Consider the following 11691-nt stretch of genomic DNA (forward strand, 5'->3'; position numbering starts at 1 on the left):
ATATAATAGCGTATGTGGTGTTTACTCATGTGTACCGCAATAAATGTAAGACGCAAAATTGCAAAACAGGAAGAAAAGCGTTGCAGGTGGTAACAATAAAAAATCCCTTCCCTGTAAAAGGAAAGGGATTTTTGTAAACAGTATTTTTAATAAACAACACCCAAAGCATAATTATCTTCAGCGCTGAAAGAATTATCGCCGTTGGTGCAGGCCATCATCCAGGAATTGTAATTGCCCGAAGTTACGGTTCCAATAGTGCCATCAATGTGTATAGCACCAACACCTCCGTCGCCTTCATTGCTGTTTGAGCCACAGCTAATTCTGTTCATATAATCCGTATGACGGAAACCAATAGTGTGACCTAATTCATGCGCCATTACTTCATCTGCCTTAGCTGCAGTGTTGATATAGCTTGTTGCACACTTAGACGTACTAAGCTTAAAGCCGGGAGCAGGATTTCCGTTAGTAGGGAAGCCAGCCGACTGACCCAAAATACAACCACCGAACGATCTGCCAAGGTTAGAACCCGTGATTGCAATTTCTGCGCCGCTGCTTACCCTTTTAAATTTGACGTTTAGATTTAAGTTGTTATAATGAGCTAATGCCATGTCAAGACCGGTGGAATAATAACTTGGGAATCCAGAGCCTAAACTCACCGTGATTGTTCTTACGCCGCCATTCGTATTTACCAATTCAGTTGTACGATAGTGTTCCTCATTGGCAATAATAAAATTGTTTGTAGGAGCAACACCCGCCATAGACTGCAGTTGTGCTTTGGTTAAAAGGATATCTCCCTCAATAAGATAATTACCATCTGGTCTCCGTTCAGCCCAGGTTTGATCAAAACCTGCTGATTTTACGAGACTTTGTTCACTGGCTGTTAAAGGACTGCCGGTAACGTCTTCATTAGTTGGATTGTTTACTGAGTTATTTGCCGATTTTTGGCAGCCGATTGTAATTGCAACAACAACAATAATGGCGGTGCTTACAGAATAAATAATCTTACGCATTTTGATGGTTTTTTAAATATTAGTTAAATTTTGTAACACCTAAAATAGGTTATATATTGAATACTGATCGCAAAAAATTATAATTTTTTTACCTACTTAGAATACCTGCGACCCTGTTGTTTCCGGGCTTTTTGCATAGCCGATTTTCCGGAAAAATGAGCAATGGGATTGGAGTATGATTATCAGTCTGTTATTGGTGTTCACTATAAAAGGAAGCCCGCAAGGATAAAGTTTTACAAAGTAGAAGTATTAACATACTGTGGTTTGCCGCATTGCTGAGGCAACCTGGAAGACAAAACAGAAGCAAGGAGTTACCAGCTATCCTGGTTTCATAAGAAAGAGAATACCCTGATTGGTTTTGCATTGGCTAAGAATGTAAGTCTTGCAGGCGTGTTCACTGCTGCTTAACTGTGAAGTTTCAGGACACTCGCTGCATTTTTATACCTTACTTAAGCTTATTAAGGAAATTATTCAACGAGCAAGTCTGCGGCAGCATTTTTATAGTCATATGCAATCACATGCTTCTTTAAGTGGAAAAACGCTTTACAAGAGATATTTAGAACCCTGACATCTTATTCCGATCCAACCGGAAGTAACCTCAACATACCTGCAACAGGCGTCGGGATCATCCCTGAAAATAGCAGGTGGTATTAAAAAAACCAAAATTGTCTCGCCTGTCTTTAAATATCATAAATGAACTATATAATATTCACTTTTCCGCTATTGATGAGACTTCACATATTCACGGCCTGAACTAAATTCGGTAATTCATCTTTCAATTTTTAGCTTTTCAGCCATCTCTGGCGTAATATTCTCAGCATATACGCCGTAGGCATCTACAAGCACACCTTTTATACTATTGTCGTTTGCTGAAATAGCGTAAACAATACTATTATCTGCCGGGTCGCTGTTCCCTTCAAAACGGTAATATTCATCAATGGTAAAATCTTCAGGGTAAAGCTGCAGAGCCAATGATGGGCATTCAATACAAAAAGGTTTCAGGTTTAAATTTTCGGTGTACCCTCTTTGTTTTAAGGTATTTGTCGCTTGAGAAAGTGTATCGTAGTTGTACATAAAAGTTTGCTTATTTTAATTTTAAAAATTTTGTAGTGATCGCTACTATCACCGTACTTAAACTCATTAATACTATACCCATTGCGGGCTAAGCATGAAGTAAGCACACAACATACCCGCTGTCAATGGAATAGCAATAACATTATAACCAACAGTCCAGGCAAGGTTTTGTATTATTTTATGGCAGGTCTTTCTTTCAAAGTTAACCATTTGAACCACGTCTTTCAGATGGCCGTTTACTAAAATTATGTCTGCTGTTTCTACTGCAATAGCAGCGCAGCTCCGGCATTTACTGCTCCTGCATTGCTCAGTGCCCGTATCCTTTTCAGTATCTCGTGATTACTCCTGCCGATTTGTGCATTGCCAACGGTAATTTGTTTTAGTATTCATTCCAGCCAGGCATCATAATAGTTATTTTTAACGTGAATGTGATAAAACCATTTTAAGACTCTCATGCTAAATCCGGCGTTATTTTAATGCTTTACTTTTTATCAATCGTTTTGCATTATCCGAGGCACAAATTAGTCCGGCTCCCATCATTATAACACCCTTAATAACTAATCTTCCGGCTCCTGATAAATAAGGAAATCCATACTGCGGCGTTGGAAAATCACCATCGAGATTGAGCACATAAACTTCCGGAGTTGTGAATAAAAACGATAGCGTGACCAGCGACATTATAAAAGTCAGCAGACCACCGACCAGCCCGATTTTTGAGTACCAAATCCCTAATAAAGTTGATAATCCAATAAGTACGATCACTGTCCCTAAACCATAAGAAAACAAATAAGTACCGTTTTCCTTATGCCAGTCAATATTTTTTTGAACGGTTTTGCCTTCCGGATTTTTATAATTGTTGTATTCAGGTGCTTTTTTTGTATAAAAAAAACTCATTAGCGGGCTGTTTGCTACAAAAGGAACAATGCCATCTGCTTCATATTGAAATGCTTTTAAACCGCCAATCCATGCCATCACAATAAAGATGGCAATTCTTGTAAGATGCACAAATGCCGATTGGCTTTTAGCTAATACTTGAATTAGTTTATTCATATTTCACTTTCAGTTTCTATCAGTTTAAAGCACAGCATTACTGGTTTTCAATCCGTTGATAAACCATTTGAGCCATGCAAGTCCGGAATATATGCTGATTTACCTGGGCACGCTGCGATTAAACATTGCCATAGCTGTTGGATTGACCACCGTCTATTGCAATCGTTTGTCCATTGATATATGACGCATCATCACTTAAAAGAAAGGCTACCACTTTGGCTACTTCCTCAGGCAATCCTAAACGTTTGGTAGGGTTTGCCTGAGCATATTCTGTTTCGGCAGCTTTTGGGTCGGCAGGATTTACTTGCCTGAATGCTTCTGCAACCATAGGTGTTAGAATTGCACCCGGAGCAATAGCATTGGTGTTAATTCCGTCTCTGCCATATTCGAGGGCAGCATTTTTTGTCATGCCCGAAACAGCATGCTTGCTTGCGACATAGGGAATTTGGTTAAGCACCCCACGAATACCGCCTACAGAAGCAACATTTACTATCCTTCCGAACTTTTGTTTTTGCATAACGGGAATAACATACCGCATCCCATAGTAAACGCCCATAAGATTAATGTCTATTACTTTTTTGAAAATGTTTACATCATACGCTGTTATTGCAGCTTGTTTTCCTTCAATGCCTGCATTGTTGTATAACCCATCAATACGTCCAAAAGCCTTTACGGTTTCATCTACATAATTTTTTACCGCATCTTCTTTGGAAACATCTGCTACAACAGTTACTATTTTTACATTTGGAAACTGTTTACTGATTTCGTTTCTCGCTTCTTCCAAACTCTTTTCATTATAATCCACCAATGTGAGGTTTGCTCCTTTTGAAGCAAGTTCTTTTGCTGCTGCCAAACCAAGCCCCATTGCTGCGCCTGTGATGATGACAACTTTGTTTTCTAAATTTTTCATTTGAATGTATATTTTAAAAGATTATGGTATAGCAATACAAATTATCTATCGCATGTAGATTTTCTGTATAGCATAGATGAGATTGAATATGTGTTTATTATGTGTTGCTTGCAATATTCATACACCACATCAACTCATTAACGAAATAAGCAGCTCGTTTTGCGGTAGCTTCTTTATCAGTGGGGTTTCCCTGCTCATCGTACGCGCCCTGCACAGTTGGCACTAAATACACAGCAGGAACTAACAACACACTTATTTTCCATAAAGAAAAAGCGAGGACGGTATTTACCTGGGCTCAGTCGCAACTACCACTAGAAACAGCGGTAATTGCTACTGTTTTTCGTTTCCAATTCAGTACATAGAAAATCCATAGCATTTTGTAAGCTGGCCGGGCAGCCATTATTGTATTCCGGTGTTACTATGATCATACTATACTGTTGATCTGATATTCATTGTAGCTCAACTGAACACCCGGTATTTGTAAGGATGCCTTTGCTTCTCTTGCATGAGAAATAGTAAGGTACCATCCTGGATGCCATGTGCTACAAATACTTTCAGTTATTGAAGGTACTCATCTTTACTCACAAAAGGTTTTATTTCATCCAGCAACCTCTGTTTCTGGAACAAATGAAAGAAACTTACTTTCCGATACAAAGTGAGAAGTATTGATTGTAGTGTATTGTAGCAGTTTTAGTAACGGAATAGTGATTGTAAAAATTCGCTTAATATTTAATGCAGTAATTTAAATAGCATAGCATAGTAGCATGACCTGGTTGCGGTAAATCAGCAAAAATGTTACCTGTTGTATCCTGGATACTTTACATTATAAATTTTGAGGAAAGTATTTTGTATTATGATCTTTTGGTTTTGTGCAGATTGTTCATTTATATCTCCACACATAAATCATAACCCGTGCTTATTGCTCATGTATTTAATAAATTTCAGTCCCTTTTCGGCAATATCCCACGGTTTTGAATATTCACGCCATACACCAATAGAATTAGCAAAATCTGGATCATTGCGGGAGAAAGCTTCAATGGTTAGCCATCCTTTATATTTTATTTTAGCTAAGTTCATAAACGCTTCATCAAAACGTACCTGGCCATCACCAGGCGTGCCCCGGTCGTTTTCACTAATGTGAACGTGGGCAAGCAAAGGAGCAATGGTAGCAATTGCATCGTTGAAATTCTTTTCTTCTATGTTACCATGATGGGTATCAAACATTGCTTTTACATTGGGATGATCAGCTGCCTTCACCAATTGGGTCAATTGTTCCATTGTATTGCACAAATAACATTCAAAACGGTTAATGGCTTCTAATGCAAGTGTGATTCCTGCTGTCGCTGCATAGTCGCCTGCAGAACGTAATACTTCGGCACTCCACTGATATTCGTCATAAGTAGGTGCACGCTTTGCAAAAATTGCATGAGCCGAATGGAAAGGTCCACACATTATTTTAGCGTTTAAATCATGTGCTCTGTCTATGCCCCACTTAATCCGGTCCAGCGCTTTAGCCCTTATGGCAGCTAAGTCGCTTGCAGGGTTTTGTTCTTTACCTACTACAAAAACCGTAGTTACCTCTAATCCAATATCTTTAGTAAAATTGCCTATGGATTTATAAGCAGTATCATCAGGTGAGCCAAGCAAAAATTCTACGCCATCGTATCCGATTGTTTTCAACCTATCAACTACAGGTTTCAATTCGTCTGACATGTTCGCTGACCAGACCAACACATTAAATCCAATTTTATTCATAGTGTAAAGCAAGATAATTGAAAGCTGATATAAACGGTTCTGTTAAGGTACATTTATTTCAATTTTGCAAATTCAGTTACGAATAAAATTGGTAACCGGATTCGTCACAACAATATGGCTAATAAAGGCAAAGAAGGGCAAGAATAATCGGCTGTAAAAGAATGTAAACCCCGCAAATAGCGCCGAAACAGTGGGTTGGCTACTTTCCGATACAGAAAGTGAAAAGCATTGATTTTAGTAGATGGTAGCTTTTTTAGTAGTGGAATAGTAATTAAAAGTGCCTCACCCATTATCCTTGACATTATACCCTAAATTCTTGACTACTCCGTTCTCAAACTCTTCAACCGGTTTGTTACTATTGTTTTGATTGATATAGAGACTTATACAGATTCGGTTTTTAAATGATTTATAGACACCATTCTCCTTCGGGCTAAATCTGGTTTCAATGCACATGTTCATACTTAAATGCTTTATGAATAAGGGTTTTAAAAGAAACAGTTCTTGAAGAGTGTAGGATAGCGAACAATTATTGTACAGAAAGCTTTGGAACAATTGTAATATGCAATTAAGGCTTAAATAATCTTTTGTACATTACTTACATAACCGGCGCCAATTGGTAATTCTGTATTCTTAATCCAAATAGATGTTTTATTGATTTTGGAAATGTGCTTTTTAGCAACGATATAAGAACGATGAATGCGTACAAATTGAGCAGTTGGCAGCAATGCTTCTGCTTCATTCATAGTAAGCCGTGAAGTAATTTTTGTTTGTGATAATACAAATTGCATGTAATTGCCTTTGCTTTCAGCGTACAAAATATCTTCCAGTTCAATGCGAACCTGGTTTGTACCTGTTTTAATGTAAATATGATTTATATCTGAAGCGTTGCCTTTGTTTTTTAAGTTGAATTGTTCATAAGCTTTATTACATGCTTTTAAAAATCTTGCCTGCGAAAAAGGTTTTAATAAATAATCGGTGGCATCCAATTCGAAGCTTTGCACAGCATGTTCACTGTATGCTGTTGTAAAAATTACCATGGGTGCATTCGGTATCGACTTTAAAAAATCTATTCCTGAAATATCAGGCATTTTTATGTCAAGAAACAGCAAATCAATTTTTTCCTGCTGCAAAAAATCTATCGCTTCAAAAGCATTCATGAATGTTGCCTTCAAATCGATAAAAGGAATTTTCGCTGAAAGATTTTTTATTACCTCCAGCGCAATCGGTTCATCATCTATTGCAATTGCCGCAAGCATTATTTTATTTTTTTAGCATATCGTGTTATTCCTGCCTGCAGAATTTTCATACCATTTGGTTTTCCTGTCGCATCAACATCCAAAGTAACTTCAAGATCGTCATCGCGCTCATCATAAAACTGTGTATTGTTTAAAGGATGCAAAAACGATGTTGGTCCGGGATGTCCATCGCGGTAAGGTTGAGCAATTAAAATATCATCACCTACGGTCACATCAATCCTTAAATTCATTTCATCAATTGTATAAGTGCCGGTATAATTCTTCAGCACATCTTTATTAACTGCAACCGGCGTTTTTTTCTTTGGTATGGTATAAGCCTTATGGTAAAGTATGGCAAGCAGTTTATCTGTTAAATGGGTCACATTGAACGTAGAACCCGCAGAACCGCTTATGTTGCTTAATAATACGATGCACACATCATCACCGGGAATACGCGCAAAATTGCTGCCGAAGCCGGAGATAGCGCCACTGTGAGATAACATCTTCCTGCCATAGATTGAATCAATTTGCCACCCAAAACCGTAATTATGCAACGCGCATGGTGTGTATGCCTGTTGCATCAGACCTTCATGTACAATTTTGTATGATTTCAAACCTTCATTCCAATTATACATATCCGTTACCGTTGAATAAATGGCGCCTGCACCAAACGGAACAGTTGAATCTGTAATGGTCGATTGTTGCTGCACTGAATCATTCAGCACATCATAGCCAATGGCTTTGTCTGCACTTTTAAGATGTGTAAAATCGAAACCGCTGTTGTTCATGTGTAAAGGTTCAAAAATATATTTTCGTACAGCCTGCCAGTAACTCATGCCACTCACCTTTTGAATGATGTATCCAAGCACAACATAACCTGAATTGCTGTAACTCCAGTTGGTGCCGGGCGCAAAATCCGGTTTTAATGTTTTAAGATAAGGTATCATTCTTTGTTCATCGGTTTCGTTGATCGTTGTATCTTCTTCAGTAAAATTATGCAGACCGGATGTATGTGAAAGCAGCTCCTGGATTGTTATGGTGTCTCCGTTCGGAAAACCGCTGTAAAATTTGCTTAATTTGTCATCCAGCGATAATTTATGTTCTTCCACCAACTTCAAAACAACTGTTGATGTAAACGTTTTTGTAATAGATGCAATTTGAAAAACAGTATTTGCATCATTCATGCTTTTGCTATCAGCGTTTTTTAATCCGTAACCTTTTTGTAATAAGATTTTACCGTGTGCTGCAACTAGCGCAGAGCCATTAAACCGGCCAAGATTTGCATAAACGGTAATCAATGCATCTAATTTTTGCGTGGTTGAATCTTGTGCATGCAAAAGCTGAGTATATATTAATAACAATGCCCCTGCCAATAATTTTTTCATTTGCATAATTTGAGATTGATGTGAACTATAAAACTTACCAGGTGCTGGACAGAATTAACTACATGTTTAATGGTTGGTGTTATTATTTTTTTGTTTGATCCAGACATCTTTATGAAAAGCCAAAACCTGCGTTACAACACCGTTTTGGTCTTTAGTAAATCTTAGTGGAAATAATCTTTCCGGGCAATAAAAATCCAACGGTGATTGTGCAAGGAACGTAATTTCCTGTCCATCCCAAAGCTGGTTAAGAACCAACCGGTTTTCTTTTGATGTGATTAGTAAAATATCATCTGCATCACCACCATTCATTTTATATGTTCCTTCAAATGTTTTTAACTGCTGGGGTGTTAACTGAATCTCTTTTGAAGCCGGCGAAACATAATGTGCTACCTTATTCCAGGTATCTTTATTAAATGCTAACACACGCGTAATACGCCCTGCAGAATCTGTAAACTTTAATGGAAATGATCTGGCCTTACAATAAAATTCAAGAGGTGAAGTTTGCCCGAAAGAAAATTCCTGTCTATCCCAGAGCTGTTTTAGAACAAGACTGTCTCCCTTTGCTTTTATTTGAAGAAATGCATCTTTGTTTTCGCTGAACTGGTAAAAACCCTCAAGCGATTTCAGATCTTTTTGCGCATACGATGGTGCAATACTGATGAGATTAATGATGAAACAAATTGTTGTGGTTTTTATTAAAAGAAGTAAATTTTTCATATCGATTTATTTAATTTTAAAATGGGTGTTGACTTTTTATGGCTGAATAGATAGCTGTACATAAAATTCTTTTCCATCGCCATTTACAGAAATTTGAAACCTGCCTGGATAGATAAGCTTCAATCTTTCCAGTACATTTTTAAACCCTATTCCTGATCTTTCTTTTTCTGGATCGTTATTATTTTTTTCATGCATGCTGTTGCGTACTTCAAAAGCAATATCAGTTGCCGTACATTCAAGTTTAATTTTTATCCATGATTTTTCTTTCAAACTGATGCCATGTTTAAAAGCGTTCTCCACAAAAGGAATCAGCAACATCGGCGCTATTTTGTGATTGCAGTCTGCATCGCTGATATTGTCTTCAATGATAATGTCTGCCGATGATTGTGTGCGTAATCTTTGCAAAGCAATATAATCGCACAGATAATTAACTTCTTTATGCATGTCAATAAAGTCCATGTTGTTTTCATGCAACATAAAGCGCATCATATCACCCAGCTTTTGAATACCTTCTGCAGTAACAGAAGCGTTTTCCTGCAAAGCCGCTCCGTATAAAGTATTCAATACATTAAATAAGAAATGCGGGTTAATCTGTGAACGGAGGAACTGTATATCAGCCTTTGACTTTACCAGTTGTTTTTCTACAATGCGTAGTTGCAAAATTTTGTCTTCGTACGTCTTATAATACCACCAGGTAAGGGGTGTAACAACAAACAATTGCAAAGCCCAGCTGTATATAAATGCAATCAGCATTTCTTCATGCACAAAAACGACCAGCGGAATAGCATACACGAACGATGTACTTAATAAAGGAATGATTATTTTTCTGCTGAAGAAATTTGCGTCGCCTTTTTTGGGGAACAACCAATACACATTGCTGATAAACATTGCAAATATGGCAGGAATCACCAGCAGGTAGCCGAGATAGAAATTTGCTTCATGAATAATGTTGAACGATGTAAGAAAAACAGGTATGCAAACAAACTGAAGTGTGAAACCAGTTACTTTATTACAGATAAGTGTATTGTATGCATGTTGCTTTGATACCTGAATAAAATAGATAATACACTCTCTCAATAAAACATACAAACTATACACAACAATCAGCATTATAGCTGCAAAAAAACCGGCTGCTAAACTTAACTGCGAGTTTTGATTATCAGGATTGAAAAAAATAGAAAAGCCTGGATAATGAAATTGCCATTCTTGCCTGAGGTATGTAGCAACATCAAATACAACGCCTAATACGAAAATGATCAACACCAACTGTATAAAAAGCCATAAATAATTTTTAATTAGATTTTTTGCAAGTCCTTTTACTTTTATCTTCGAAAAGCTTACTGAAATCTTTGAAGTACCCGCTTCAAATTTTGGTGGAAATAATAGACGTGGTATAGTAAAAAGATTTAGAATGAAATATGCAGTGTAAATAGCAACAATTATAATGGCATCAGGAAAAATCACATTCCGATATAAGCTGAATGGCACATGTCTTTCTTTAAACACATTAGCATAATGCGTATTAACGGTTTCCGGCGAAAGGTGCATCATGTTCCAAACATAGCCGCCACAAATCATTATGAATATTGCCGCAGCAAGAATCATTTCATGCTGCCGCCATTTTACTTTCATATATTTTATTTAAAAGCAAGGTTAACATACATCGGAGATAATATGTAAGTAATGGGACAAACAGACCTAAATATGTGATGAAACTGACTTTTCCGTATACTATTAACGGAAGGGTTGTTGAAAGGTTACGTTTTTTTATAATCCGTTTCATTAATATATTTCCCCAAACTGAAAGTAAAAGCAAAAAGGACTTTTTAAGTTGCACTTTAACTGCTTGTAAGTTTCTTGCCTTATAAAATGCCTCTATTCAGCGTTTTAAGCCACCGTAATTTCGTTATATGCTTGTCTTGCGTGCCAACATGCAAAATCTTTGTATATCAGTATAGAGGAAAGATAATAACGCTATTTGAAGATATGATGTGTTTTATGCTTTTACATTTAATGGCTTGAGTATCTCCTTATCCCTAACTATATCTTTTTAATTGAGCTTGTTTTACTTTTTTAAACAAACATTTACTGAGCTATTGTGCATGCTTGTATAACATAATGAAAGAATAGAATAGCAATATAGCTTAGTTATCATAATAATACAATATAAGCTATACTAATAACCTGAATGATAACAATTCTTGCTTAATAATGATAGACAACCATCATTTGTATTATTTTATGTTTTATCTGAGAACATAAAGAAGGAAAAAAAGGAACGAAGGTGAATTCTCCAGTAAACTCACTCATTGACAATCAAATAACATAAACAAAGGTGTGAATTTTATATGGGTACGATGCGGAAAGTGAAAAGTATTGATTTCAGTGGGTTGTAGCGTTCTTAGTAACGAAGTAGTAATGACTGTTTTCAGGAGACTGTAAAATAAACTGTGTCAGGAGTTAAATACTTAACTTCAAAACACAGAAAAAAATGGAAAAGCAAGAAAATCAGTTTGACTACGAGTCAATTAAAAAGCAAGCCCTGGAGCAGTTTC

Annotated in this window: 11 protein-coding genes; all 11 read right to left on the reverse strand. The window is 36.9% G+C overall.

Annotated features, from left to right (window positions below):
• Positions 1–146: 146 nt before the first annotated feature.
• Positions 147–1010 (reverse strand): M57 family metalloprotease, encoded by an 864-nt coding sequence (locus tag FC093_RS22250; RefSeq protein WP_137264027.1) that lies wholly within the window; start codon positions 1008–1010, stop codon positions 147–149.
• A 768-nt stretch (positions 1011–1778) separates the two neighbouring features.
• Positions 1779–2084: a phosphoribosylpyrophosphate synthetase gene (locus FC093_RS22255; RefSeq protein WP_137264028.1), complete on the reverse strand. Its 306-nt coding sequence runs from the start codon at positions 2082–2084 to the stop codon at positions 1779–1781.
• Between the two features lie 72 nt (positions 2085–2156).
• Positions 2157–2294: a hypothetical protein gene (locus FC093_RS24150; RefSeq protein WP_206106661.1), complete on the reverse strand. Its 138-nt coding sequence runs from the start codon at positions 2292–2294 to the stop codon at positions 2157–2159.
• Positions 2295–2552: 258 nt separating this feature from the next.
• Positions 2553–3134, reverse strand: coding sequence for a DUF417 family protein (locus tag FC093_RS22265; RefSeq protein ID WP_137264029.1), 582 nt, complete (start codon positions 3132–3134; stop codon positions 2553–2555).
• Between the two features lie 118 nt (positions 3135–3252).
• Positions 3253–4044 carry a glucose 1-dehydrogenase gene (locus FC093_RS22270; RefSeq protein WP_137264030.1) on the reverse strand — a complete coding sequence of 264 codons (792 nt, stop codon included), beginning with the start codon at positions 4042–4044 and terminating at the stop codon, positions 3253–3255.
• Between the two features lie 311 nt (positions 4045–4355).
• Positions 4356–4472, reverse strand: a complete 117-nt coding sequence (locus FC093_RS24740; RefSeq protein ID WP_137264031.1) for an NAD(P)H-dependent oxidoreductase — start codon at positions 4470–4472, stop codon at positions 4356–4358.
• A gap of 475 nt (positions 4473–4947) precedes the next feature.
• Entirely contained in the window at positions 4948–5799 is an 852-nt protein-coding gene (locus tag FC093_RS22280) for a sugar phosphate isomerase/epimerase family protein (RefSeq protein WP_137264032.1), read from the reverse strand.
• A gap of 572 nt (positions 5800–6371) precedes the next feature.
• Positions 6372–7055 carry a LytR/AlgR family response regulator transcription factor gene (locus FC093_RS22285; protein WP_137264033.1) on the reverse strand — a complete coding sequence of 228 codons (684 nt, stop codon included), beginning with the start codon at positions 7053–7055 and terminating at the stop codon, positions 6372–6374.
• Positions 7055–8419, reverse strand: a complete 1365-nt coding sequence (locus tag FC093_RS22290) for a serine hydrolase domain-containing protein (protein WP_170971189.1) — start codon at positions 8417–8419, stop codon at positions 7055–7057. The genes FC093_RS22285 and FC093_RS22290 overlap by 1 nt, the downstream gene beginning before the upstream one ends.
• 66 nt (positions 8420–8485) lie before the next feature.
• On the reverse strand, positions 8486–9136 hold the full coding sequence (locus FC093_RS22295) for a hypothetical protein (protein ID WP_137264035.1): 651 nt from the start codon (positions 9134–9136) through the stop codon (positions 8486–8488).
• Positions 9137–9172: 36 nt separating this feature from the next.
• Positions 9173–10768, reverse strand: coding sequence for a sensor histidine kinase (locus tag FC093_RS22300; RefSeq protein WP_137264036.1), 1596 nt, complete (start codon positions 10766–10768; stop codon positions 9173–9175).
• Positions 10769–11691 lie beyond the last annotated feature (923 nt).

It is taken from the genome of Ilyomonas limi, from assembly GCF_005233845.1.
In the GTDB taxonomy this organism is placed as follows: domain Bacteria; phylum Bacteroidota; class Bacteroidia; order Chitinophagales; family Chitinophagaceae; genus Ilyomonas; species Ilyomonas limi.